Consider the following 25,216-nt stretch of genomic DNA (forward strand, 5'->3'; position numbering starts at 1 on the left):
GCCATCACCCGCCCGGTATCCTGGTCGTCTATGCCCGCGCCATCCCTGGCGGACTGGCTGCGCCAGGAGTCCGACGACGCCCTCGCCGCACTGCTGCGCACGCGTCGCGACCTGTCCACGCCGCCCCCGTCCGACACCATCGTGCTCGCCACCCGGGCCGGCACGCCGGGCTCCGTCGCGCGCGCCTGCGAAGACCTCGACACCTTCACCCTCGCCGTCCTCGACGCCCTGCTGCTGGCGGGTGCGGACACCGAGCCGGTCGCCGCGGCCGAGGTCGCGCGGCTCGTGGGCAAGGAGATCGGCGAGCCGCTGGCGCTGTTGCGCAAGCGGGCACTGGTCTGGGGCGAGGACGCCGCGCTGCGCATCCCGCCGTCGGCCCGCGACGCGCTCGGCCCCTTCCCCGCCGGGCTCGGGTCGTCGTCACCCTCGCTCGCCGGAGCGGATATCGAGGCCGCGCTCGCGGAGGTCGGCGAGGACGAGCGCGCCGTCCTGACGACGCTGGCGGCCGGGCCGCCGATCGGCCGGACCCGTGACGCGGCGGCCGACGTCACGCTGGAGCGGGCGCAGAACCCGGTCCAGCGACTACTCGCGCGCGGCCTGCTGCTGCGCCGGGACGACCAGACCGTCGAGCTGCCGCGGGAGATCGGGATCGCGCTGCGCGGCGGGTCGGTGTTCGACCCGGCGTCACTGCGTGAACCGGAGCTCCCCACCCATCCGCATCAGGCGTCCACAGTGGACACGACGGCGGCCGGCGAGGCGATGGAGTTCTTGCGCCAGACCGAAAGCATGCTTCGCGCATGGTCGGAGACGCCGCCGCCGGTGCTGAAATCCGGCGGGCTCGGGGTCCGCGAGCTCAAGAAGCTCGCCAAGGATCTCGACGTCGACGAGACCCGGGTGACCCTGCTCGCGGAGATCGCGGTCGGCGCCGGGCTGGTGGCCGACAGCGAAGCGACCACCCCGGAATGGGTGCCGACGACGCTCACGGATTCGTGGCTCGCGTCGCCGACCGCGCAGCGCTGGATGACGATCGCCCAGGCCTGGCTCGAACTGCCCCGGCTGCCCGGTCTCGCCGGCGGGCGGGACGCGAAGGACAAGCCGATCGCGCCGCTTTCGGAAGACCTGCGCCGTCCGCTGGCACCCACGTCGCGGCGGCGGATCCTCCTCGCCCTGGCCGCGCTTCCCGAGGGCGCGGGCGTGAAGAGCACCGACGAGCTGGTCGCCGCGCTCGCCTGGCGCGCGCCGCGGCGGGGCGGGCGGCTGCGCGACGAGACCGTGCGCTGGACGATGGCCGAAGGGACGGCGCTCGGCCTGATCGGGCTGGGCGGGCTCACCACGGCGACGCGGGCGCTGCTGGCCGAGGACCGGCCCGGGGCGGTCGAGGCGATGATCGACGCGCTGCCGCGTCCGGTGGACCACGTGCTGGTTCAGGCCGACCTGACCGTGGTCGCGCCCGGGCCGCTGGAGGCCGAACTCGCGGCCGAGATGACCGCCGTCGCCGACATCGAATCCTCCGGGCACGCGACCGTCTACCGGATCACCGAGACGTCCGTGCGGCGCGCGCTCGACACCGGGCGGACCGCGGGCGAGCTGCAGCAGCTGTTCTCGACGAAGTCGGCGACGCCGGTGCCCCAGTCGCTGAGTTACCTGATCGACGACGTCGCCCGGCGGCACGGACGGCTGCGCGGCGGGGCCGCCGAGTCGTTCCTGCGCTGTGACGACGCGTCGCTGCTCGCCGAGGTCATGGGGAGCCCCGTCGCGACCGAGTACGGCTTGCGGATGATCGCGCCGACGGTGCTCATCAGCGCGTACCCGCTCGCCGAAGTCCTCGACGCCCTCCGCGCCGCCGGGTTCGCCCCGGCCGCCGAAGGGCCCGACGGACGCGTCATGGACATCAGGCCGTCTGGACGTCGCCTTCCCGCGAAGGCGCGTGCCGCGCGTCGCGCGCCTGGCGAGCCCGCAGGACTGACCGACGACCAGGTCGGCAAGATCGTCGCGCACGTCCGGGCCGGTGACGCCGCTTCGGCGCGCCGCCGGGGCGAGACGGTGCGCGCGCCGCAGGGTGGCGGCGCCGGGGACACGTCCGCGACGCTGGCGCTGCTGTCGCAGGCGACCATCGAGCGGCGCGAGGTGTGGATCGGGTTCGTCGACTCACGCGGGACGGCGAGCCAGCGGGTGGTGCGGCCGCTGCGGGTCGGCGGCGGGGTCCTGGAGGGGACCGACAACGAGCGCTACCCGTTGCACCGGATCACGTCGGCGGCCCTCGTCGAAGACTGACCGTTCCCGGCGTGCTTTGCGCTGGCGACTGGCCTACATTGTGTTCGGAGCGTGACGTCGCGGACGTCACGCGAGTCGCAAGGCCAGGTGCACCCGGGGCAGACCGGGACCCTGGCCTTACGCATGTCCGCCTACACCTGGTCTCCAAGTCGCTCTCGTATACGAGCGCTACCCGTTGCACCGGATCACGTCAGCCGCCCTCGTCGAAGACTGACCGTTCCGCATTCAGTCTTCTGAATGCGCGGAGGCGGCTACGCGAGCTGCTCCGTGCGAAGGTCCTTCAGCACCATCGACATGGCCTCGCCGTGTGTCGGCCAATCCGGTGTCCCGATCCCGACCGAATGCAGAGCGGACCGGACGGCGGCATGAGCCTTCGCGATCGCGTGCGAGAGGTCTTCGCCGGAAACGTCGGCCTCGATCTCCATGACCGCTCGTCCACCGTCCGCGGAGACCGCGCTGTCCACGAATCCGTCGATACAGCGTTCCTGCTCGAGCAGCGCTCGCATCACCTTGTCGCAGTAACCGAAGAGATCATCGCCGTCGGCGATGAACACCCAATGCGCGTGAACCGTCACACCCATCAGTAACCCCCTTCGACCTGGTAGCAAGGTTGACGAAGCAGCCAGGACACCGCGTTCTTTCCGTAGTTGGCACCGCTCGGTGTCAGGTGGATCCAACGCTGATGCTGCCCACAAGGACATCGGACGGTGTAGTAGGTCGGCGGATCCAAGACCCTCCATCCTGCCCGATGAAAGTGCTCCAGAACAGCTTCCAGATCCTTCCTAGGATGCTTTCTCCAGTACCCCACCGGCTACTCCTCGACCAGGTTAACGCAGATCAAGAAGACCGGCGTCACGCTGAGATCCCGTTCACGGACGACCGTGGTTCTATCGAGAAGCGGCACGGTCCGCTACCGAAAGCGCTGGCACATCACCGCAAAGTAGTCAGCTTGAAGGCGCCTTGCGCGAGCGCATTTAGAGGACTAAATGCGGGAGGGGGTCAGAGGGCGCGAAGGCCCTGAAGCACCCGTTCCATGAAAGCGCGCGAGGAAGAGTCGCCGAGGATCAGCTCGGTCTGGTGGATCAGCACCAGCCCGGCGTCGGCCATGTCGCCCACGAGCACCTTCACCACGCCCAGCGGCAGCCGCAGATGCGCGGCGATCTCCGCGATCGACCGGGTGTCCAGGCAGAGGTCGCAGATCTGGCGGTGTTCGGGGGTCCGCACGCCGCGGTACCGGCGGCCGTCCTCACTGGTCGAAACCAGCGCCTCCAGCGCCAGGTCGTGCGCGGTGCGGGTGCGCCCGCCGGTGCGGGTGTAGGGCCGCACCCGGGAGCCCGAAGCCGGCGGCAGGTAGACCGAGGCGGGGGCGACGTCGGCGGGCGCGGGACGCGGCGGCGACTGGCGGATCGGCGAAGGCATCGAAGAAGGCATCGACGGCGGCGCGGGAGGCGGCTCCGGCGGCGCGGCCGGGCGCCGCGGCATGACCGTGCTGATCGAGCTCAGCTCGAAGCGGCTCGGCGAGTCGAAGGCCTCGCGTTCGGTGCCCTGGTAGAGGGAGTCCCAGCCGGACGGTTCCGGTTCGGTGAATCCGGTGATCTTCATCGGTCACCCACGGACGCCGCCCTGCAGCTGCGCCCGCAGCTCGGGGGTGATCTGCTGGCCGACGCGCTCGACGAGCAGGGTCATCTCGTAGGCCACGGTGCCGATGTCGCAGGTCGGCGCGGCCAGCACGGCGAGTGACGAGCCGTCGGCGACCGACATCAGGAAGAGGTACCCGCGTTCCATCTCGACGACGGTCTGGTTGACCCCGCCCGCGTCGAAGCAGCGCGCCGCGCCGGCGGTGAGGCTGATCAGCCCGGAGGCGACCGCGGAGAGCTGTTCGGCCCGTTCCTGCGGCAAACCGTCCGACGGCGCGAGGAGAAGCCCGTCCGCGGAGACCAGCACGGCGTGCGCGGCGCCGGGAACCCGGCGCGCGAAATCCGTGATGAGCCAGCCGAACGAGCTTTGCTGCCCGGATGCCGTCACAAGTCCCTCCTCGCTGCGTCAAGACCACCTGGGCGGCGTGGTCCGGGCGTCTCACGCCGACCTGCACCGATCCCGGTGCCGCCGAGCCGAAAGACGCCTCCACCCAGCGTATTCGTCCCGTCGATCGTGTCGAGCCCGCCACCCGGCCGCCGGCGCTAACCGAACGTGAACGTCCAGCCGCTCACCGCGTCGACCCATCGCGAACCACGCATTCGTGGGTCACCCCGTGGTGGCCGGGTGCGACCAGGCGTGAATCGGTGTCCGCGCAGGTCATCGGCGTCCTGGCCACCCGATCGGGCGGGGCCGGTGCCGGATCGCGTGAAAGGGATCGCCCCGCGTTCAGTCCGGCCGGTGACGCCACTCCCCGAAGCGGGTGAAGCCTGCCGAGTTCACTCCAACGGCCGCATCCGCTCCGGGTTTTCGTCCCTCTATCCCGCGCGCAACGCCGAATCGTGTGCGATGGCGTGCTGCACGACCGAGATCAACACCTGCTTGGCGGACTCACGTTCCCGGGCGTCACAGGCCATGATCGGCACGGACGGCGAGATCGTCAGCGCGTGCCGGACGTCCTCGATCTGGTGGTGCAGCAGCCGGTCGAAGCAGTTGATCGCCACGACGTACGGCAGCTTCCGGTTCTCGAAGAAGTCGATCGAGGGGAACGCGTCGGCGAGCCGCCGCGTGTCGACCAGCACGACGGCACCGATGGCGCCGACCGCGAGGTCGTCCCACATGAACCAGAACCGGTGCTGGCCCGGCGTACCGAACACGTACAGCACCAGGTCCGAGTCCAGCGAAATCCGGCCGAAGTCCATGGCCACGGTCGTCGTCGACTTGTTCGGGGTGGCCGAATTGTCGTCGACGCCGGTACTGGCCTCGGTCATCATGGCCTCGGTGGTCAGCGGATCGATCTCCGAAACCGCTCCGACCAGCGTGGTCTTCCCCGAGCCGAATCCGCCAGCGACCACGATCTTGGCCGACGAAGTCGGTCCGGTCACCTGCGGCGCATTCGCGTCGGAGTCAAATTCTCCGAAGCCCACTGAGCACCCTCTCCATGAACTCGATACTCGGCCGGTCACCCACGTTCTGGCTGGCGGTGTGCACCAGGACCAGACCGAGGCCGGCCACGTCTCCGATCAGCACCCGGACCACGCCGAGCGGCAGGCGCAGCAGCGCCGCGACTTCGGCGACGGACCGGGTGTCCAGGCAAAGGTCGCAGATCGACCGGTGTTCGGGGACGCGCACCCGGTCGAGCACACGTCCCTGTTCGCTGGTCGAGATCAACGCCTCGATGGCAAGGTCGTACGTCGGCTTGGTCCGTCCCCGCGTGCGGAAGTACGGCCGGACCAGGCCGGAGGATTCGACGTCGGTGGTGTACTGCTCGTCGACGTACTCGTTCTGCGCCTGCTGCGGCAACGCCGCGGCGAGCGGGTCGGCGGCGGCCGCCGCCGCCCGGCGCTCCTCCTCCTTGTCGAAGGAGAACTTGGCGAACTCGCCAGAGTCGTAGAGCGGACCGCTGCCACCACCGAACAGTTCCGCCCCGGGGCCGCCGAGGAGGCGTTCCCGGTAGTCCGAAACGCTGAAATCGGCGGGTCCCTGACCCGCGTTCGAATCGGTCAGCCAGCGGGAGGCCTCGTCCGGGGACACGGGGTCGTTGTCCGACCCCTGTGCCCGCCGCGATCGCCATTCGCGGTCGACCCGGTCCCGGAAGGACGTCCAGTCCTCCCGGCCGTCGTCACGTTCCGACCACCCGCCGGAGAAGTCGTCACCGAGCCGGCCATCGCCCCTCAAGCGCCCGTCGTCCACGGCATTCTCCTCGGTTCCCGGTCGCTCAGCGGCGGACCGACGCGCCCTGCAGCTGCGCGCGCATCTCCGGTGTCAGCTGTTGCCCCACCCGTTCCACCAGCAGGGTCATCTCGTAGACGACCAGGCCGATGTCGCTCTCCGGCGAGCCGAGGACCGCCAGGCAGGACCCGTCGGACACCGACATCAAGAAGAGGAAGCCGTTGGCCATCTCGACCACCGTCTGCGCGACCGTGCCACCCTCGAACACCTTCGCCGCACCGCGGGCGAGGCTCGTGAGCCCCGACGCGACGGCGGCCAGCTGATCGGCCCTGTCCTTGGGAAGTCCCTTCGAGGAGGCCAGCAGCAAACCGTCCGCCGACACCACCACGGCATGCGCCGCGCCCGGGACCCGGTGCACGAAATCCGTGATCAGCCAGGCAAAGCTGCTCGTGTGTCCTTTACCCTGCGCCTGGCCGCCAGGCTGCGCCGGACCACCCGGCTGCATCGCACCCGCCCGTGTCACTGTCACTCCTTACTGCTGTCATCGGCAGAGGTATCCCTGCCGGTCACCGGAACGCCGTTGTCATCCAGCGCATCGAGCGGGCGTTCCTTCAACGCGTGCCGTCCCGACGTGTAGCCCTTCTGGAAGCTTGCCATCCGACTCCGCGCCGCCGTCGCCGAGCGGGCGATCGCGCCCGTTCCCGGCATTCCGGAGGTCTTGTCGGCGAACGAGTCTTCCTTCTTCGGCTCGTTCCCGCCGATCGAGCCGGGGACGAGGTACTGGTTCGGCACCCGTTTGGGCAGGCCCGCCGGGGTGATCTCGTCGTTCCGGTCTTCGTACAGGACCTGCGCCGCCTGCCAGCCGTCGTCCGACGCGCTGCGCCAGCCATTGTCCTGGAGCACCGTCTCCGGCGGAACACTCCGCGGTGTCCGAGTGGGCAATGCCTCTTCGGAAGCGTCCCCAGTGTCCCCGCCGGCGGGTTCGGCCGCTCCGGCGCCACTGTTCGGAGTCCGCACGGGCAGCTCGGACTCGACCGGCTCGGTGTAGGTGGTCGGGCTGTCGCCCCCGGCCTCGTCGCCTTCGCTGAACCAGCGCGAGAGCACCGACTGGTAGATCGGCAGCCGCCGGGTGGGCACGTCGTCGTCGAGCGCCGACTTGCCTGCGTCCGAAGACTCGGCGGTCTCCTCGGGCTTGTTCCGCGGCTCGACCGGGGTGTACTTCGGCTCCCGCTTCGGGAGCACCAGCGACGAGAACTGCGTGTCGGTGCCGCTGGAGGCGCCGTCGCCGTTGGGGAGCGAGATGTCTTCGGCCGTCGGCCACGCCGGGGCCTCCTCGGCTGGCGTCGCGGGGCTGAGGAACGGCCCGGCCGCGTTCTTGCCCGCGACCAGGTCGTCGAGGCTGATCGGCTGGTCGAGCGGGACGAGCCCGCCCTGCGACGCGACCGGTTGCGGAGCCGACGGCTTCGACGGTGGCGGCGGAGTCATCTCCAGGCCACGGTCGGAGGCGGGGATGTTCGGCAGCGACGTCTCGGAGACCGACGGCATCGAGGGGATCGACGTTTCCGAGCGGTTCGCCGGCGGCGGGGTGTTGCGCAGGCCGGGCCGCATCTGCGTGAGCAGCTCGGCGGGCACGACGACCCGCGCGATCACGCCGCCCTCGATGTCCTCGTTCTCCCGGAGCCGGACCTCGATGCCGTGGCGGCGCGCCAGGCGCGCGACCACGTACAGGCCCATCCGCCGGGTCACCGAGACGTCCAGGTCCGGCGGGTCGGCGAGCCGCTGGTTGACCTCGGCGAGCCGCTCCTCGGTCATGCCGACACCGTGGTCGGTGACCTGGATGGCGAGCGCCTTCTTGCGGGTGATCACCGCGCGGACGGTCACCTTCGTCTCCGGCTCGGAGAAGTAGGTCGCGTTGTCCAGCAGCTCCGCGAGGACGTGCACGAGGTCGTGGATCGTCAGGCCCTGGACGGCGACCTCGGGGACGATCCCGATCTCGATCCGGGCGTACTGCTCGATCTCCGAGACCGCGGCGCCGATGACGTCGGCGGCGGGCACCGGCTTGGGCACCGACTTCGCGAGACCGGCGCCCGAGAGCACCAGGAGGCTTTCACCGTTGCGGCGCAGCCGCGTGGCGAGGTGGTCGAGCTCGAACAGGCTGGCCAAGTGGTCCGGGTCCTGCTCGTCGGCCTCGAGCCGGTCGATGACGCCGAGCTGGCGTTCCACCAGCCGCTGCGACCGGCGGGACAGGTTCACGAAGATGCCGTTGACGTTCTCGCGCAGGAGGGCCTGTTCGGCGGCCATCTTGACGGCCTGTTCGTGGACGACGTCGAACGACCGCGCCACTTCACCGATCTCGTCACGCGAAGTGACGGGCACCGGCTCGACCGACCGCTTCGAGGCGTTGACCGGGTCCGGGTCGTCCAGGATCGCTTGCACGGTTTCCGGCAGCCGTGTGTAGGCGACGTCGAGCGCCGTCTTCCGCAGCACCCGCAGCGGGCGCAGCATCAGGCGGGCGATGACGAGCATCAGGAACAGCGCCGCGAGCAGGGCCAGCAGCACGATCGCGCCGCCGATCCAGGCCGAGTTGATCGCGTCGGTGGCCAGGCCGTCGGCCTGCGCCCGCAGCTGCCCGAGCAGATTGGTCTCGACCGCGCGCAGCTTGTCCAGCGCGACGCGGCTGTCGTTGCCGAGGGCGACGTTGTCGATCGCCGGCGGCTCGTTCTGCTGGTGCAGCGAGAACGCCATCGTGGTGATCCGGCGGCGGTCGTCGACCTCGGGACCGGAGAAGGTGTCCGAGTAGAGCTGCCGCTGTTCGGGGCTGGCGTTGTTGATGAAGGCCGCCGTCGAGGCGTCGCCGCTCGCGACCGCCGAGCGGGCCTGGTCGAACAGGTCGCCGGGGAAGCCGGAGCGGAAGGAGGCGATCAGCAGGGCCGCGTCACCGCGGGCGATGAACTCCTTGCTCTCACTGATGGCCTGCACGGTGACGCCGAGCCGGAGCACGTCGCGGTTGGCCACCGCGGTGGTCACCTCGCGGCCGAGCTGGACCAGCGAGTCGAGGATGCCGGAGTAGGCGATGAGGACCGGGGTGTCGCCCAGCAGCGAGGTGTTCATCGCGCCGCGCAGCGGGCGCAGGGCGTCGAGCCGCTGCAGACCACGCGAGTAGCGGTCCCTCGTGTCCTGGTCGTCCGGGTTGATCTGGTTCGCCGAAGCGCGCAGGTCGTCGACGGCGCGGTCGACCTTGGCGATCTGCGCGTCGAGACCGTTCTGGCGCGACGGGTCGCCGGAGGCGATCTTGGCGACGGCGAGCGCGCGTTCGCTCTGCAGCTCGTGCACCACGAGCGTGATCTTGTCGGCGAACGCGACCTGGTCGGCGGTGTCCTGGAACCTCGCCGCCTCGTTGCTGTCGTCGATCACACGCAGCGTGCCGAGCGCGAGCGCCGTCAGCGTCGGAATGATCAGGATGGCCGCGAGCTTCGATCGCAGACGCCAGTTACGCAGGCCCAGGAACGACCCGGCCTTCCCGCCAGGACCGTCTCCGGTATCCCGCGCAGGGGCCCCTCCCACCCCCGCGGTGTCTTCGTTCGGCACCGCCGCACCACCATCATCTTCATCCGGGCCGGGAAAGCCCATTTTGGACATGCCGTTCTCGAGCTGGCCGTACTGCTGCTGTCTGGGTCGGTTGTCGGAGACCACTATCCGCACGCTCCCGTCATCCGGGAGGGACGCGCACGGCGTGAGTATCCACTCATCCGAATGAGGAAGTCGTCTTCGACGCGATCTCTCAAGTGCACTTGACCGAAACCCTGCTCGGTACCATTGGTCTGTTCGGCCTAACCCGCCAGTGCGCGGGCGCGCACCAGTGAAGCACGGACGTGTTCACCGTGTTTGACACAGAGTGCCTTGCACCTCGGGAAAGGTCCAGAGCGTTCGGCCATCCAAGGCACTCTCTTTCACTACATCAGTGGTCCACACCTCACTACCGGTGCATGAGGGTAGCGAACGGGCGGCCCAGATGTAACCCTTCGGTCAAGACCTACGAGTAGGCCCCGGACGGCTCTTGACCCGTCGGCGCTCAGTTGTCAACAAGTCCCCGGCGCGAACACGCCCAGTTGTGTTCACTTCTGACAAACAACCTGTTCGGGTGATCGTTACCACTTGGGATCATGGGATGACCACCCATTGTGAGCACAGTGTGTGTTCTCTACAGTGGGCCGTGACTTGAGACAAAGAGTCACTTCCGAATTCCACATCAGGCCACGTCATCACGTGTCCCTCCCCTTGATCAGGAGCACCACTTTGCTTGGCTCTGCAAGCTCGAAGAAGGCCTTGAGCGCCAGCCTGGGCCGTCGTGGAGCCCTCGCATTCGCGATGGCGGCCGCGGTTTCGGTATCGGTCAGCGGCTGCGGGCTCCTCGGCGGCGACGATTCGTCCTCCTCCGGCGGCTCGGGGAACCTCGAGAAGTCGAAGATCAAGGTCGCCGTGATGTCGACCATCGACCTTGCCCCGCTCCGCCTCGCCCAGGACGGCGGCTACTTCAAGAACGAAGGCCTCGAAGTCGAGGCCATCGAAGCCGCGACCGGCCAGGTCTCGCTGACCAAGCTGATCGGCGGCGAGGTCGACATCGCGTACGCGAGCTACACGCCCTTCTTCATCGCGATGAGCAAGAACACCGCCGACATCAAGCTGGTGGCGGACGCCTCCTCCGCGGGCCCGAAGAGCACGATGCTGGTCACGCTGCCGACGTCCACGGTGAAGAGCGTCAGCGACCTGGCCGGCAAGAAGATCGGCATCACCGCGCCGAACACCGTGTCGGACACGCTGTCCAAATCGGTCATGAAGGACCACGGCGTCGACGCCAGCAAGGTCCAGTGGGTGCCGATCCCGCTGCCGAACGTCGGGACCGCGCTCAAGAACGGCGACATCGACGCCGGCTTCCTGACCGAGCCCTTCATCACCCAGACCGCGAAGCAGGCGGGCACCGTCCCGGTCGTGGACACCGCCACCGGCGCCACCCAGGACTTCCCCACCGCGGGCTACGGCTCGCTCGGCAAGTTCGTCTCGGAGAACCCGAAGACCGTGGCCGCCTTCCAGCGCGCCATGCAGAAGGCCACCCGGGACGCGGCGGACCGCTCCAAGATCGAGCCGCTGCTGGTCAAGTACGCCAAGATCGACCAGGACACCGCCGCGCTGACCACGCTGCTGACGTTCCAGTCCACCCTGGACCCGCGTCGTATCCAGCGCGTCCCGGACCTGCTCCTGCAGATGGGCGCGATCCAGAGCAAGATCGACGTCGGCCCGATGATCGCGGCCCAGGCCACTAGTTGATGACTCGCGGTTACCTCGAATTGCCCATCCACGCGGAATTCGATCACTGAAAGTAATGTTGTCCAAGCGGGTGATCAGGTGATCGGGCGAATGGCCTAAAATGATCACCCGCTCACGACACCCATTGTGAGCAGGTGGGCAAATCTCTAAGGTGACCGCGTGCCTGGCGAAATGAAGCCACGACACGGATGAAAAAACCCCAACGGTGATTCATTGTTTCCGAGGAGCTGGCTTTGTTTCGAAACGCCATGAGCAGGAGCGGTGTACGTAGAGGACGGGGTGCCGTCGGCGTCGCCCTGAGCGCGCTCATGCTGGCCACTTTGGGCGCCTGTGGCGCACTCGGCGGCGAGGACACGTCGAAGGCGTCGGGCGGCGAAGGCGGACTGGAGAAGCCGAAGATCAAGGTGGCCCTGCTGCCCGTCGTCGACCTCGCGCCGCTGCGGCTGGCGCAGGAAGGCGGCTACTTCAAGGCCGAAGGTCTCGAGGTCGAAGCGGTCGACGCGCCGAGCGGCCAGCAGGCGATGACCAAGATGATCGGTGGCGAGGTCGACATCGCCTTCTCCACCTACATGCCGTTCTTCGTCGCGAAGAGCAAGGGCGCGGCCGACATCCGGCTCGTCGCCGACTCGGTTTCGGCCAGCCCCAAGAGCAACGCGGTCGTCACCGTGCCGACCTCCTCGGTCAAGACGATCAACGACCTCGCGGGCAAGAAGATCGCGATCACCGACAAGAACACCGCCTCCCACCTGCTCACCGTCTCGGTGATGAAGGACCACGGCGTGGACACCAGCAAGGTCCAGTGGGTGCCCATGCAGCTGCCGAACATCGCCGCGGCGCTCTCGTCGGGCCAGGTCGACGCGGGCTACCTGCCCGAGCCGTTCCTGACCCAGGCCTCGAAGGTCGTCGGCGCGACCCCGGTCGTCGACATCTCGACCGGCGCCACCCAGGACTTCCCCCTGGCGGGCTTCGGCGCGCTCGGCTCCTTCGTGGACAAGAACCCCAAGACGCTGGCCGCGTTCCAGCGTGCGCTGGGCAAGGCCGTGCGCGACTCGGCCGACCGCTCCAAGATCGAACCCCTGATCGTCAAGTACGCCAAGGTCGACGCGGAAACCGCCTCACTGCTCACGCTGCCGACGTTCGGGTCCACACTGGACGCCCGTCGCCTGCAGCGGGTGCCGGATCTGCTGCTGCAGACCGGAGTGATCACGGCCAAGCTCGACGCCGCTCCGATGCTCGCCCCTCAAGCTGGATAAAGGTCAAGGTGCCACGACTTCTCCGTGCCCTGGCCGGTCTGGCCGGTTTCTTCCTCGTCTGGGAAGTGATCGTCCAGGCCGGCCTGGTCCGTAAAGAGTTCCTCCCCCCGCCGTCCGTCGTCCTGGTGACGATCTTCGAACAGTTCGGCGAGACCCAGTTCGTCCGGGACCTGATCGCCACGTTCCTCGCGTGGGCGATCGCCCTGCTGATCGCGGTCGCCATCGCCGTGCCCGCCGGACTGCTGCTGGGCAGCATCCCCGGCCTGCGCACCGCGACCGCGGTCGTCATCGAGTTCCTGCGGCCGATCCCCGCCGTCGCGCTGATCCCGCTGGTGCTCCTGCTGATCGGCGGTGGGCCCGAAGCGAAGATCACGCTGGCCGTGTACGCGTCGTTGTGGCCCATCATGTTCAACACGATCTACGCGCTCGGCGAGATCGACCCCGTGCTGCAGGAGACCGCGAAAGCCTGCGGTACCAGCAAGTTCCGGACGTTGACGTCGGTGGCGCTGCCGCATACCGCGCCGTTCGTGTTCACCGGGGTGCGGCTGTCGGCCAACATCGCGCTGATCGCGGTGGTCAGTACCGAGTTCCTCGCCGGCGCCAAACTCGGCATCGGCAACTTCATCATGCAGGCCAGCACCGGCTCCACCAGGTTCGACCTCGTGCTCGCCGGCACCGTGGTGGTCGGCGCGCTCGGCTTCCTCATCAACGGCGGGCTCGAGATGATCGGCAGGCGGGCGTTCCGCTGGAGCACGGTCGACCGGGAGGCGGTCTCGTGACGACCCTCACGCTGACCAGCCGCGTCGGCAGGCGCGTGGGCCGGGGTATCGGCATCCTCGTCCGCAACTGGCTGCTCTTCTTCGCGCTGCTGGGGATCTGGGAGCTCGCGACCCGGCTCGCGGAAAGCCCGTTCTTCCCGCCGCCGACCGAGATCCTGTCCGCGTCGGTGAAACTCTGGTTCACCGGCCCGGCCTCACAGCTGTTCCTGACCGACACCGTGTTCGACAACGTCCTGCCGAGTCTCGGCCGGACGCTCGGCGGCTGGCTGCTGGCCGGCGCCCTCGGTGTCGCGCTGGGCGTCCTCTTGGGACGGTCCAAGACCGGAATGGACTACGTCGGACCGCTTTTCGCGTTCTTCCGCTCGGTGCCGCCGCCCGCGCTGATCCCGGTGTTCATCGTCCTTTTCGGACTCGGGCCGGGGATGCAGACCGGGTCGATCATCTTCGGCGCGATCTGGCCGGTGCTGCTCAACACCGTGGACGGCGTCCGCTCGGTGGACCAGGTGAAGATCGACACCGCGAAATCGTTCCGGACGCCCAGGTCGTACTGGGTCCGCTCGATCGTGCTGCCCGCCGCCGGGCCGAAGATCTTCGCGGGCCTGCGGCTGAGCCTCTCCATCTCCCTGCTGCTGATGGTGATCTCGGAACTGGTCGGCTCCTACAACGGCATCGGCCGGTCCCTGATGGACGCCCAGCAGGCGTTCGACTTCCCGCTCATGTGGTCGTGGCTGGTCCTGCTCGGGCTCCTCGGCTTCGGGTTCAACGCGGCGTTCCTCGCGGTGGAGCAAAGAGTGCTTCGCTGGCAGCCCACCCGCAACGGCCGTCTCTAGTTTTCGAAGGGTCAGCAAGATGTCAACCATGCTCGAAGTCTCCGGGCTGAACCACCGGTACGGCGCGGGAGAAAAGGCGCACGTCGCGGTCAACGACCTGTCGTTCACCGTCGAAGCGGGACAGCTCGCGAGCATCGTCGGCCCGTCGGGCTGCGGCAAGTCCACGCTCCTGCGCTGCATCGCCGGGCTGATCAAGCCGACGTCCGGCCGCGTCAGCCTGCACGGTGACGACGTCTCCGGCGTGCCGGAGGATCTGGCCGTCGTGTTCCAGGACTACAGCCGCTCGCTGTTCCCCTGGCTCTCGGTCGAGAAGAACGTCGAGTTCCCCTTGCGGTGGCGCAACTTGAGCCGCTCGGAGCGCCGGACGCGGGCGCGGGAGGCGCTGGAGTCGGTCGGCCTGTCCGGGGTCGGCTCGAAGTTCCCGTGGCAGCTCTCGGGCGGTATGCAGCAGCGCGTGTCCATCGCGCGGGCGCTGGCCAGCCGTCCCGCCCTGCTGCTGATGGACGAACCGTTCGCGTCGGTCGACGCGCAGACGCGGTTCGAGCTCGAAGACCTGACGCGGCGCGTGCAGCGCGAGAACGGCAGCACGGTCCTCGTCGTCACGCACGACATCGACGAGAGCGTCTACCTGTCGGACCGGGTGCTGGTGCTGTCGAAGTCGCCCGCGAAGATCGTCGCGGACCTGCCGGTCGGGCTGCCCGCGGAGCGGGACCAGATCACCACGCGCGAGTCGGCGGAGTTCGTGACGCTGCGCGGTGAGGTGGCGCGGCTGCTGCACGGCGGTGCTCCGGAGGCCGTCACCGCCGCTTCGGACGCGGCCGAGTACGAGCTGGCGCAGCAGGAGGCCGCTGCCGACGCCGAGGCCGCCGAGGCCGAGGTGCGCGCCAAGAGTTGAAAGTACGTGAAGGCCCCCTTCATTGCGCTAGGCGCAGTGAAGGGGGCCTTCACGTACTTCTGGGAGTGGCGCCGGCGGCCTCTCTCAGTACAGCGTGCGCGGGTTCGCGTCGATGCGGACGTGCACCAGATGCGGCCGCTCGTCCGGCAGCGCGGCCTCCAGCGCCGGCTTGAGCTCCTCGGCCTTCTCGACGACCGACGTCCGCAGCCCCAGGCTCTTCGCCAGCGCGGGGAAATCGATGCCGCCGAGGTCGACGCCCGGCACCTTCTCGCCGCCCGCCGCCTCGCCGAGGATGCGCACGGCGGCGTACTGCGAGTTGTCGAAGATCACGAACGTCACCGGCAGGTTGTGCTGCGCCGCCGTCCACAGTGCCTGGACGCAGTACATGCTCGACCCGTCACCGAGGATCGCGACGACCTTGCGGTCCGGGCGCGCCAGCGCCGCACCGACGGCGGCGGGGAGGCCGTAGCCCAGGGTGCCGCTGGCGACGGTGAGGAAACCGGTGTCGGTCGACTTGATCGGCAGGTGATCGTGCAGTTCGTTGCGGTGGCTCGGCGTCTCTTCGACGACGATCGCGTCGTCCGGCAGGACCTCCGAGATCACGGAGTAGGCGTAGGCCGGGGTGATCGGCGTGACCGCGGCGGGCTTTTCCAGCCTGGTGCGGGGTTTCGGCGCCTCGCGCGGCGCGGCGCGGTCCAGCAGCGCGCGGATGGCGAGCTTCGGCGTCGCGCGGATGCCGGTGCCTTCCGCGGCCCTGGCGAGGATCTGTTCGTCGTCGCTGACCAGGAACAGCGGCGGCAGCGCGGTTTCCGACTCGCCCCGGTACACGTGGTAGGTGAACGCCGGCGCGCCGATGACGACCACGAGATCGTGCTCGGTCAGCGCGCTCGCGAGCGCTTTCCGTTCCGGCTGCAGGAATCCGAAGAACTGCGGGTGGTCCTCGGGGAAGGAGCAGCGCGCCCCCATCGGCGGCGCCCAGACCCCGGCGCCGACCTTCTCGGCCAGCTCGACGACGTCCGGCACGGCGCCCTCGCCGTCGATTCCGGGGCCGACCACGATCGCCGGACGTTCGGCGGCGTCCAAGGCGGACACCAGTTCGTCCAAAGCGGACGGATCGGGCGCGAATCCCCGGATCTGCGGCCGGGAAACGATCGGCTTCGTGGTCTCGACGTCCCAGTCGTCCACCGGCACCGAGACGAACACCGGACCCATGGGTGCCTGCGTCGCGATGTGGTACGCCCGCGCCAGCGCCGCCGGGACGTCCTCGGCCCTGGCCGGCTCGCAGCTCCACTTCACGTACGGCTTGGGGAAGTTCGCCGCCTCGACGGCCCCGAGGAACGGATCGTCCGGCAGCAGCGACCTGGTCTGCTGACCGGCCAGGATGATCAGCGGGGCGTTGTTGCGGTACGCGGTGAAGATATGCCCGAGCGCGTGGCCGACCCCGCCCGCGGAGTGCAGGTTCACCAGGGCCGCCCGCCTGCTCGCGCGCGCGTACCCGTCGGCCATCGCGACGACGGACGCCTCGTGGAGCGCGAGCACGTAGGTGAAGTCGTCGGGCCATTCCGTCAGGAAGGCGATCTCGGTCGTGCCGGGATTGCCGAAAACGGTGGTCAGGCCCAGATCGCGCAGCAGTTCCCTGGTCGCGTCACGTACGGTGCGGGTAGCCATGGGCACACGCTATCTCGTCCGCACCGGATAGTTGAAGATGCAACCTCGTATCACCGTCTGTGGTCTGGACCTGACCGCCCGCGTACGGCGAACGCCCGCATTTCGTCCTCTGAATGCGGTACTTGCACGCGCGGCCTACTCCTTGACCAGCGCCGCCCACTCGCGCACGGCGGCGACGTCCACAGTGGCCATGTCGGACTCCCAGCCGCCCGGCCGGACCGCGCTGCCGACGTGGAAGGCGCCGACCCCGCCCGCTCGCAGCAGGTGCACCTGCTGCGCCCGGAGGCCGCCACCGACCAGCAGCCGGGGCCCGTCCTCCCGCCGGGCGAGCCGCTGCAGCACCGAAAGCCCGTGCGCGACGCCGTGCGGATGCCCGGCCGCGAGCACCGTGTCACAGCCGAGGTCGATCAGCTGGTCGTAGGCGCGCAACGGATCCCGCGCGCGGTCGATGGCGCGGTGGAAGGTCCACGGCAGCCCGTCGAGCTCCTTGACCAGCGTCTCGCACGCTTCGACGTCGATCTCGCTTTCCAGGTCCAGGAAACCGAAGACGAACTCCCGCGCGCCCGCGTCGATCAGGCGCACCGTGTCCGCACGCAGCCCGTCGAGGTCGCCGGCGGCGAAGGACATGTTGTCGCGCAACATGACCCGCACCGGGAGATCGGTGGCGCCGAGTACGTCGCGCAGCGTCTCGACCGACGGCGTGAGACCGTCGCTGGCCATGTCGCTGACCAGTTCGAGGCGATCGGCCCCGCCCTCCTGCGCGCGCTCCGCGTCCACCGCGGTCAGCGCGATCACTTCCAGCAGGCCGGTTTTCGAACTCATGGACCTTCCAATTCGCTTATGCCGAGGGGTTGTCGTCACCCCTGGCGTGGCGACCGCGCCGGAATCCGCCTTGCAGGCTGGTCATCCGTTCGCGGACCGCTTCGGGGGAAAGTGAGAGTATCGGCCTCTCCCCTCGCGGCTTCTCCGGCCTGTCGTCCTGCGACCGGGCCTCGGGAACGACGGCGGGCAGCACCGGCCAGGTCTCCTCCGCCCCGTCCTCCTGTTCGAGTTCGGCGGGCGTCGGCCACGCCGGTTCCGGCTCCTTTTCCTGCCGCTCCACCGGCTTCAGCGTCGGCTCGGTCGGCTCGTCCGGATCCGGCTCGGGTTCCTCGGGCACGGTGTTCTTGACCGGCTCGAACGAAGGGAGGGAAGGCGGGCCGGGCTCCGCCGGCGAAGGCCCTTCGCGCGGGCCTCCGTGGTCGAACCACTGCGAAAGCACGCTCTGGTACTTGGGCATGCGCTCGGTCGGCGCGTCCAGCTCCAGATGGTCGACGGCGTCGTCGTCCGAAGACGGCCATTCCGGCTGGGTCTCGCGCTCGACGACGGGGGCGCGCCGCAGCGGGCCGGGATCCAGCACCGGCGCGAATCGCGACTCCTCGGCGCTCTCTTCCGGCTCGGGCAGCGGCGGGACCTCCAGCGGCGGCTCGGGTTCCGGCTCCGGGGCGACGACGGTGACGGGCACCGGTTCCGGTAGCGGCGCGGGCCGGGGCGCTTCGACGATGAGCTCGGCGGGGACGACGACCTCCGCGGTGATCCCGCCGCCGTCGGCGGACCGGAGCCGGACGTCGATGTGGTGCCGGATCGCCAGCGTCGCGACCACGAACAGCCCCATCCGCCGGGAGACCTCGACGTCGACGTCCGGCGGGTTCGCCAGCCGGGCGTTGGTGCGGTCGATCTCGGCCTGCGGCATCCCGGCGCCGTGGTCGGTGATCTCGATCTGCCATTCCCCGCGGTTCGTCTCGTGACCCTCGACCTGCACCATCGTGCTCTGGTCCGAATAGCGGGTGGCGTTCTCCAGCAGCTCCGAGACCACGTGCACGAGGTCGTTGACGGCCTCGCCGCGCACCGCGATCATCGGCGCCGGGCCGAGTTCGATCCGCTGGTAGTGCTCGACCTCCGAGAGCGCGGCGCCGATGATCTCGTCGGCGACGACGGCGCCGCCGTCCTCACGGACGACGTCGGTGCCGGACAGCACCAGCAGGTTCTCGCTGTTGCGGCGCATCCGGGTCGCGAGATGGTCGAGTTCGAAGAGCCCGGCGAGCGTGTCGGGATCCTGTTCGTCGGCCTCCATGCGGTCCAGCACGGACAGCTGCCGTTCGACCAGATCCTGGCTCCGCTGCGACAGGTTCACGAACATCGCGTTGATGTTCTCCCGCAGCATCGCCTGTTCCCCGGCGAGCCGGACGGCCTCGCCGTGCACCGCGTCGAACGCGCGCGCCACCTGGCCGAGTTCCTCGCGGCTGAACACCGGGACCGGGGCGACGGCCAACCGCCGCCGCAGGTTTTCCGGCTGCGGCTCGGGGTCGCTCAGCAGTCCTTCGACGGCCGCCGGCAGCTGGTGTTCGGCGACGTGGAGCGCGCTGCGGCGCAGGATCCTCAGCGGCCGCAACAGCGAACGCGCGATGATCACCGAGAGCACCCCGGCGACGACCAGCACGCCGAGCACGATTCCGCCGTCCCAGATCGCGGACGTCCTCGCCCGAGCCGCAAGGGCGTCGGTGCGTTCCTGAAGCTGGACGAGCAGCGCCTGCTGCACCTGGTGGGCCAGGTTCACCGTGTACGTGGCCGCGGTGTCCCACTGGTTCGGGTCCAGCCCGCCGAGCCCCTGATCGTTCTCCGCGCGGATGAGCGCCGATTCGACCATGTCGTTGCCGATGTCGACGATCAGGCCGATGACCGTGTCGTCGTACATCCGCTGCTGCTCGGGGGTCGCGAACGTGCGGTAGTCGTTGCGGGCGGCGGCGAGTTCGGCCTCCGCGCCGAGCAGCGCGCGGGTCCGGTCCCGGTTGAGGCCGCCCTCCGCGAGCGCGGCCGCCATGATCGCGCGTTTGACCGACATCTGGTCCTTGACCCGCGCGAGCGCGTTGCCCGCGAGGCGGAGCTTCCCCAGATCCGGGTCGGAGACGTCGGCGGCGGTGGAATCGCTGATGTCGAGCAGGCCGGAGATCAGGTCGCTGTAGGAACGCAGCACCGCGTCGGCGGGAAAAGCGGAGTGTTCCGCGGAAAACCGGAGCCCGGTCAGCACGCGCAGCCGGTCGCTGGTCTGCTGCAGGCTGATCGCGGTATTGCCGCCGAGCCTGCTCTTGCTCTCGCCGAGCGTGCGGTCGAACGTGCCGATGGCCTCGTCGACCCGCTTGCGTTGCTCGGTCAGTTCGGAAAGGTCGCCCTTGCGATCGCCGGCGACGAAGCGGACGGTGAGGTCCCGTTCGCGCTGGAGCTGGTGCACGGCCTCGGCGACGGTGCTGTCGACGCGGCCGCGGGTGGCGAATTCGGCCAGTTGCCGCGCGTCCCGCAGATCGGAGTTGACCCGCAGCCCGACGAGGGCGACCACCGCGAGGGCGGGAATCAGGAGTACCACGAAGAGTTTGGTACGCAGGTGCCAGTTCCGCAGCCGCCAGCGTCCGCCGACACGAGGATGCCGTTCCGCCGCGTCGCCCCCACGGGGACGCTTGTCGCGACGGGCCACCTGGTTTCCTTTTCCCACCACGGGACCCTTTCCCATGGCTGACATCGGGGACGAGAGCCCGAACCTACTGTAGAGTAACAAGGTTCGAGAACGATCGAAAGCCGCGCCGTCGGGCGCCTCCCGCAGGCGATCGTATGGGGCGCGGACCATACGATCCAGAAGGAGGAGCACATTCTCTCGGTAGGTGAGCGGTGACGAAGATGCGCGTCTTGGCGATTCCGCTGGTAGCGGCACTGCTGGCGGCCGCCGGTTGCGGAGTGTTTTCCGGTGGTGACGCAAGTACCGACGCGCCACTCGAACGGACGGAACTGCGTATCGGCGTCGGGAGCCCCATCGACACGGCGCCGTTGCGGGTCGCCGTCGCCGACGGGAAGTTCACCGCGGCCGGCCTTTCCGTGACCCTCGTCGAAGTCCCCGCCGACCAGGCGATCGGCAAGCTCTCCGCGGGCGAGGTCGACCTGGCGTTCGCCAGCGACGTGTCGATCTTCCGCGCCGCCGCGGCCGGGACGGCGCTCCAGTTGCAGGGCGAGGCGTACACCGCCGGCCGCAACACCATGGCGCTCGTCACACTCCCCGGCTCCGACTACACCGAGCCGACGCTGAAGAAGTCACCGAAGATCGCGGTGAACATGCTCGACGACGTCGGTGTGCTGGCGGCGCGATCGGTACTGGCGACCGCAGGCGTCGACGCGACCCGCATCCAGTTCAAGCAGCACCCGTTCGACCGCATGCCCCAGGCGTTGCAGGCGGGCGAGGCCGACGCCGCGTGGATGGTCGAGCCGTACATCACCAGGGCCGAGAAGGAGCTCGGGGCGAGCATCCTCGCCGACGGCGCCCGCGGCGCGACGCTGGACTTCCCGATGTCGTCCTACGTTTCGACGGGAGCCTTCGGGCAGGCCAACGCCCGCACGCTCGCGGTCTTCCGCAAGGTGCTCGGCGAAGCGCAGGTGCGGGCGGCCGATCCCGCCGTCGTCCGCGACGCGCTGCCGTCGTTCTCCGACATCGACCGGACGACGGCTTCGCTGATCTCACTCGGGACGTACCCGGTGTCCCTCAACGGCATCCGGCTGCAACGCGTGGCCGACCTGATGCACAACTCCGGCATGCTCGGCGCGCGCCTCGACGTGCAGTCGATGGTGGCGCGGCCCTAACCCGGACCCCGCCCCGCCGCCACCCTCAACGGGCAGGCTGCGCCTGACTGCTAAATATTTTCCCCGGTCGGCCTGAGACACACGGTGCGCTCGGGCGGTCCGGTGTAGTGCAGGGCGGTGTCGTCCGACGAACAGGCGTACTCCGTCGAGCCCCGCATCACCGTCGCGCGCGCCTCCGCGCTGATGTCGCTGCAGCGGACCTTCGCGACCCGCGTCTCGTGCACGACGTCGCGCAGGCAATCCCCGCTTTCGACGTTCAACGCGAGACAGAGCGTCTTTTCCGCCCTCTTGCTCGACGAACCCCCGTACAGCTCGAACTGGATGTAGTCGGCGCTACGGCAGTCCGACGAGCCCGTCCGCACCTCGTCGACCCGGAAGGTCGCGCGGTCCGACGAGCAGCTGGCCGTCGTGTAGCTCTGGTTGCCGCCCGCCTCGTCGGTCAGGTACAGGCATTTACCCGCTTCGACCTTGGTGTACCTGCTCGACTGCGATAGCCCGAAGGCGGCCAGGCTCCCCAGCCCGAGCGCGGCGACGACGCCCAGCACGATCGAGACCTTGGCCAGCACGCTCAGGGGTGGCGGCTTGGGGAACGGTGTCGGCGGTACCGCCTCCGGCATCGACGGCAGCGGCGCGGGCGCGTTGAACGGATCGTACTCGGGCATCCCGCCGGTCGGTGTAGTCGTCAAGGTCCCCTCCAGTCACCTTCCGCACATCCTTCCACCAGCGGTGCCGCGGCGGGAGCCGGTGTGGCCGGAACGTATAAAGGAGGATGTGACCGATGGCCCGCTGATCGTCCAATCCGACAAGACCGTGCTCCTCGAGGTCGACAACAGCCAGGCCGACGACGCGCGGATCGCCATCGCGCCGTTCGCCGAACTGGAACGCGCGCCCGAGCACGTCCACACCTACCGGATCACGCCACTGGCGTTGTGGAACGCCCGCGCGGCGGGCCACGACGCCGAACAGGTCGTCGACGCGCTGACGACGTACTCGCGCTTCCCCGTCCCCCAGCCGCTGCTCATCGACATCGTGGACACGATGGGCCGGTTCGGGCGGCTGCAGATCGCGAACCACCCGGCGCACGGCCTGGTGATGTCGACCATCGACCGCGCGGTGCTGGAGGAGATCCTCCGGCACAAGAAGATCAGCCCGATGCTGGGCGCTCGGATCGACGACGACACCGTCGTCGTGCACCCGTCCGAACGCGGGCGGCTGAAACAAGCGCTGCTGAAGGTCGGCTGGCCCGCGGAAGACCTCGCCGGTTACGTCGACGGCGAGGCGCACCCGATCGACCTCGCCGAGGACGACTGGGAGCTGCGCGACTACCAGCGAAAGGCCGCCGAGGCGTTCTGGGCGGGCGGGTCCGGCGTCGTGGTGCTGCCGTGCGGCGCGGGCAAGACGCTGGTCGGCGCCGCGGCCATGGCGCACGCGAAGGCGACCACGCTGATCCTGGTGACGAACACCGTCGCCGGACGGCAGTGGAAGCGGGAGCTGGTCGCGCGGACCTCGCTCACCGAGGAGGAGATCGGCGAGTACTCCGGGGAGAAGAAGGAGATCCGGCCGGTCACCATCGCGACGTACCAGGTGGTCACGCGCAAGACCAAGGGCGAGTACAAGCATCTGGACCTGTTCGATTCGCGGGACTGGGGCCTGGTCGTCTACGACGAGGTCCACCTGCTGCCCGCCCCGGTGTTCCGGATGACCGCGGACCTGCAGTCGCGGCGGCGGCTCGGGCTGACCGCGACCCTGGTGCGCGAGGACGGGCGCGAGGGAGACGTGTTCTCCCTGATCGGCCCGAAGCGATACGACGTCCCGTGGCGCGACATCGAGGCGCAGGGCTGGATCGCGCCGGCGGAATGCACCGAGGTCCGGGTGACGCTGACCGACGCCGAGAGGCTCGCGTACGCGACGGCCGAGGCCGAGGAGCGGTACAAGCTGGCGGCGACCGCGGACACCAAGACCAAGGTGATCAAATCGCTGGTCGACCGGCATCCCGGCGAGCCGACGCTGGTCATCGGGGCCTATCTCGACCAGCTGGAGATGATCGGCGACGAACTCGACGCTCCGGTCATCCAGGGCGCGACACGGAACAAGGAACGCGAAGAGCTGTTCGACGCCTTCCGGCGCGGTGAGATCAGGACGCTGGTCGTTTCCAAGGTCGCGAACTTCTCGATCGACCTGCCGGAGGCGTCGGTCGCGATCCAGATCTCCGGAACGTTCGGCTCGCGGCAGGAAGAGGCGCAGCGGCTCGGGCGGCTGCTGCGGCCCAAGGGCGACGGGCGGCAGGCGCATTTCTACTCGGTCGTCTCGCGGGACACCGTCGACACGGAGTACGCGGCGCACCGGCAGCGGTTCCTGGCGGAGCAGGGGTACGCGTACCGGATCGTGGACGCGGACGACCTGCTGCGCCCGATGTAGGGGTCCGGCAGTCCTCGGCCCGGGTGCCACCGCAGCCACAGCGGCCGCGCGTGAAGGACCCCTTCCCTCGGCTCAGCCGAGGAAACTCGACCTTCACACCTTGCCGATCGTGGACGCGGACGACCTGCTGCGCCCGATGTAAGTACATGAAGGCCCCCTTCCTAGCGCCTAGCGCAAGGAAGGGGGCCTTCATGTACTTCCGGCTGCTGACGACGGGGTAGCGAAGGCCTCCTTCACTACCGTGAGGGTAGGTAAGGAGGCCTTCACGGAGCCTGGCCTCCTGCGGAACAACGCGTTGCGAAAGCCACTTTCGCAACCTTCAACGTTGCGAAAGTGGCTTTCGCAACAGCACCTTTGCCGCCCCTGAGTCCACTGTGGACAGACCGTGTGGCCACTGTGACACCAGGGGCACCTGAGGCACCCACCACGAGATCCCGCAAACGGGGTATCGAAAACTGTCGGTGCTTCGAACTAGTGTTCGGGTAGAGTCGACCGAACACCAGTTCGAGGGGAAGCCGATGACGATCGCACCGTTCCGTCCGGGTACGCCGCCCGTCCAGACCCTGCCGCCCGGCCGGTGGCACGGCCGGATCTGGGTTTCGGATCTGCCGCTGGCCAGGCCGGAGCGCTACACCGGCTGTGTCGCCGAGTTCGATCGCTCCGGTCTGTGGCCGGTGCTGATCCCGCACGACCAGCGCTTCGCCGCCAACGGCGAGGACTGGATAGACGACCGCGGCAGGCTCGCCCCCGCCGACCACCGGATCGCCTCGGTGGATCCGGCCGAGGTGCTGGCCCGCTGGTGGGACACGTCGTGCTGCGACGGCGCCTGCCTGCGCCCGTTCGGCGCGAAGTTCCCCGGGCTGGCCCGCCGTCCGTCGCGCCGGGCGGATCCGCTGGCCGAGGCCGGCAACACCGGGTCGATCCTGGCCGCGCGCGGGCCGCATCGGCTGGCGCTGGTGCAGACGGAGCGGCCCGCCGACATCCCGGCGATCCTCGGCTGGACGGGCATGATCAAGGCGACCGACCAGGTCCACGAGCTGTCCGCGGTCCTGCGCAGCTGGGAAGACCGTTTCGGCGCGACGCTCACGGTGCTGGGCTTCGACTCGATGGAGCTCTCGGTGGCCGCGCCGCCGCGCACCCAGGGCCGCGCGCTCACCGTCGCCGCCGAGCACCGGGCGTTCTGCCTACCCTCGTTCGCCGGTCAGCCGGGCAATCTCCGCGAGTTCGCCGCCAGCCTGGTCCAGACCCGGAGGTGGCGGTTCTCGTGGGCGTGAGCGGGCGTTTATCCCGGGAAGGGAGGGGGAATCA

General features: G+C 69.3%; 20 protein-coding genes. 9 read left to right on the forward strand and 11 right to left on the reverse strand.

Features of this window, described 5'->3' with window-relative positions:
- Nucleotides 1–30 precede the first annotated feature (30 nt).
- Nucleotides 31–2,274, forward strand: a complete 2,244-nt coding sequence (locus tag H4W30_RS17790) for a helicase-associated domain-containing protein (RefSeq protein ID WP_192743807.1) — start codon at nt 31–33, stop codon at nt 2,272–2,274.
- A 251-nt stretch (nt 2,275–2,525) separates the two neighbouring features.
- Here the strand turns inward: H4W30_RS17790 and H4W30_RS17795 are convergent, their stop codons facing one another.
- The 7 genes from H4W30_RS17795 to H4W30_RS17825 form a co-directional block, all read right to left on the reverse strand.
- Nucleotides 2,526–2,855 (reverse strand): hypothetical protein, encoded by a 330-nt coding sequence (locus tag H4W30_RS17795; RefSeq protein ID WP_192743808.1) that lies wholly within the window; start codon nt 2,853–2,855, stop codon nt 2,526–2,528.
- 418 nt (nt 2,856–3,273) lie between these two features.
- The gene (locus tag H4W30_RS17800; RefSeq protein ID WP_192743809.1) at nt 3,274–3,876 is read right to left on the reverse strand and encodes a DUF742 domain-containing protein; all 603 of its coding nucleotides are present in this window, start codon (nt 3,874–3,876) and stop codon (nt 3,274–3,276) included.
- Between the two features lie 3 nt (nt 3,877–3,879).
- The gene (locus H4W30_RS17805; protein WP_005156190.1) at nt 3,880–4,299 is read right to left on the reverse strand and encodes a roadblock/LC7 domain-containing protein; all 420 of its coding nucleotides are present in this window, start codon (nt 4,297–4,299) and stop codon (nt 3,880–3,882) included.
- Nucleotides 4,300–4,727: 428 nt separating this feature from the next.
- A complete protein-coding gene (locus tag H4W30_RS17810; protein ID WP_007033392.1) occupies nt 4,728–5,336 on the reverse strand; it encodes a GTP-binding protein in 609 nt (202 codons plus the stop codon).
- Nucleotides 5,317–6,102 (reverse strand): DUF742 domain-containing protein, encoded by a 786-nt coding sequence (locus H4W30_RS17815; RefSeq protein ID WP_192743810.1) that lies wholly within the window; start codon nt 6,100–6,102, stop codon nt 5,317–5,319. The genes H4W30_RS17810 and H4W30_RS17815 overlap by 20 nt, the downstream gene beginning before the upstream one ends.
- Nucleotides 6,103–6,127: 25 nt before the next feature.
- Entirely contained in the window at nt 6,128–6,586 is a 459-nt protein-coding gene (locus H4W30_RS17820) for a roadblock/LC7 domain-containing protein (protein ID WP_085939650.1), read from the reverse strand.
- Between the two features lie 20 nt (nt 6,587–6,606).
- A complete protein-coding gene (locus H4W30_RS17825; RefSeq protein WP_192744147.1) occupies nt 6,607–9,720 on the reverse strand; it encodes a sensor histidine kinase in 3,114 nt (1,037 codons plus the stop codon).
- Nucleotides 9,721–10,449: 729 nt separating this feature from the next.
- Here H4W30_RS17825 and H4W30_RS17830 point away from each other — a divergent pair.
- The 5 genes from H4W30_RS17830 to H4W30_RS17850 all read left to right on the forward strand — a co-directional run bounded on the left by H4W30_RS17830 (nt 10,450) and on the right by H4W30_RS17850 (nt 15,163).
- Nucleotides 10,450–11,406, forward strand: coding sequence for an ABC transporter substrate-binding protein (locus tag H4W30_RS17830; RefSeq protein WP_126730669.1), 957 nt, complete (start codon nt 10,450–10,452; stop codon nt 11,404–11,406).
- A gap of 248 nt (nt 11,407–11,654) precedes the next feature.
- A complete protein-coding gene (locus H4W30_RS17835) occupies nt 11,655–12,659 on the forward strand; it encodes an ABC transporter substrate-binding protein (protein ID WP_225949373.1) in 1,005 nt (334 codons plus the stop codon).
- Between the two features lie 8 nt (nt 12,660–12,667).
- Entirely contained in the window at nt 12,668–13,438 is a 771-nt protein-coding gene (locus H4W30_RS17840; RefSeq protein ID WP_126730393.1) for an ABC transporter permease, read from the forward strand.
- Nucleotides 13,435–14,268, forward strand: a complete 834-nt coding sequence (locus tag H4W30_RS17845; RefSeq protein ID WP_125683838.1) for an ABC transporter permease — start codon at nt 13,435–13,437, stop codon at nt 14,266–14,268. Before H4W30_RS17840 ends, H4W30_RS17845 begins: the two co-directional genes overlap by 4 nt.
- A gap of 19 nt (nt 14,269–14,287) precedes the next feature.
- Entirely contained in the window at nt 14,288–15,163 is an 876-nt protein-coding gene (locus tag H4W30_RS17850) for an ABC transporter ATP-binding protein (protein ID WP_192743811.1), read from the forward strand.
- An 84-nt stretch (nt 15,164–15,247) separates the two neighbouring features.
- Here H4W30_RS17850 and mdlC read toward each other — a convergent pair whose 3' ends face one another.
- From mdlC to H4W30_RS17865, 3 genes are all read right to left on the reverse strand, one after another.
- Nucleotides 15,248–16,831, reverse strand: a complete 1,584-nt coding sequence (gene mdlC, locus H4W30_RS17855) for a benzoylformate decarboxylase (RefSeq protein ID WP_192743812.1) — start codon at nt 16,829–16,831, stop codon at nt 15,248–15,250.
- A gap of 135 nt (nt 16,832–16,966) precedes the next feature.
- Nucleotides 16,967–17,653, reverse strand: coding sequence for a copper homeostasis protein CutC (locus tag H4W30_RS17860; RefSeq protein WP_192743813.1), 687 nt, complete (start codon nt 17,651–17,653; stop codon nt 16,967–16,969).
- Between the two features lie 16 nt (nt 17,654–17,669).
- On the reverse strand, nt 17,670–20,339 hold the full coding sequence (locus tag H4W30_RS17865) for a sensor histidine kinase (protein WP_192743814.1): 2,670 nt from the start codon (nt 20,337–20,339) through the stop codon (nt 17,670–17,672).
- A 191-nt stretch (nt 20,340–20,530) separates the two neighbouring features.
- Between H4W30_RS17865 and H4W30_RS17870 the strand changes: the two genes are divergently transcribed.
- Entirely contained in the window at nt 20,531–21,490 is a 960-nt protein-coding gene (locus H4W30_RS17870; RefSeq protein ID WP_192743815.1) for an ABC transporter substrate-binding protein, read from the forward strand.
- A 50-nt stretch (nt 21,491–21,540) separates the two neighbouring features.
- Here the strand turns inward: H4W30_RS17870 and H4W30_RS17875 are convergent, their stop codons facing one another.
- Complete coding sequence (locus H4W30_RS17875; RefSeq protein ID WP_192743816.1) at nt 21,541–22,176, reverse strand: LppU/SCO3897 family protein; 636 nt, start codon at nt 22,174–22,176, stop codon at nt 21,541–21,543.
- An 85-nt stretch (nt 22,177–22,261) separates the two neighbouring features.
- Here H4W30_RS17875 and H4W30_RS17880 point away from each other — a divergent pair, with 85 nt between their 5' ends.
- Both H4W30_RS17880 and H4W30_RS17885 read left to right on the forward strand, forming a co-directional pair.
- Nucleotides 22,262–23,908, forward strand: a complete 1,647-nt coding sequence (locus H4W30_RS17880; protein ID WP_037335606.1) for a DNA repair helicase XPB — start codon at nt 22,262–22,264, stop codon at nt 23,906–23,908.
- Nucleotides 23,909–24,426: 518 nt separating this feature from the next.
- Nucleotides 24,427–25,182 (forward strand): DUF4253 domain-containing protein, encoded by a 756-nt coding sequence (locus H4W30_RS17885; protein WP_192743817.1) that lies wholly within the window; start codon nt 24,427–24,429, stop codon nt 25,180–25,182.
- The last annotated feature ends 34 nt before the right edge of the window (nt 25,183–25,216 follow it).

This window comes from Amycolatopsis roodepoortensis (genome assembly GCF_014873915.1).
In the GTDB taxonomy this organism is placed as follows: domain Bacteria; phylum Actinomycetota; class Actinomycetes; order Mycobacteriales; family Pseudonocardiaceae; genus Amycolatopsis; species Amycolatopsis roodepoortensis.

Coding starts and splice junctions, on each gene's coding strand:
- H4W30_RS17795 (WP_192743808.1), bottom strand. CDS start 2,855: ATGGGTGTGACGGTTCACGCGCATTGGGTGTTCATCGCCGACGGCGAT.
- H4W30_RS17800 (WP_192743809.1), bottom strand. CDS start 3,876: ATGAAGATCACCGGATTCACCGAACCGGAACCGTCCGGCTGGGACTCC.
- H4W30_RS17835 (WP_225949373.1), top strand. CDS start 11,655: ATGAGCAGGAGCGGTGTACGTAGAGGACGGGGTGCCGTCGGCGTCGCC.
- H4W30_RS17850 (WP_192743811.1), top strand. CDS start 14,288: ATGTCAACCATGCTCGAAGTCTCCGGGCTGAACCACCGGTACGGCGCG.
- H4W30_RS17825 (WP_192744147.1), bottom strand. CDS start 9,720: ATGTCCAAAATGGGCTTTCCCGGCCCGGATGAAGATGATGGTGGTGCG.
- H4W30_RS17790 (WP_192743807.1), top strand. CDS start 31: ATGCCCGCGCCATCCCTGGCGGACTGGCTGCGCCAGGAGTCCGACGAC.
- H4W30_RS17820 (WP_085939650.1), bottom strand. CDS start 6,586: ATGCAGCCGGGTGGTCCGGCGCAGCCTGGCGGCCAGGCGCAGGGTAAA.
- mdlC (WP_192743812.1), bottom strand. CDS start 16,831: ATGGCTACCCGCACCGTACGTGACGCGACCAGGGAACTGCTGCGCGAT.
- H4W30_RS17885 (WP_192743817.1), top strand. CDS start 24,427: ATGACGATCGCACCGTTCCGTCCGGGTACGCCGCCCGTCCAGACCCTG.
- H4W30_RS17860 (WP_192743813.1), bottom strand. CDS start 17,653: ATGAGTTCGAAAACCGGCCTGCTGGAAGTGATCGCGCTGACCGCGGTG.
- H4W30_RS17830 (WP_126730669.1), top strand. CDS start 10,450: ATGGCGGCCGCGGTTTCGGTATCGGTCAGCGGCTGCGGGCTCCTCGGC.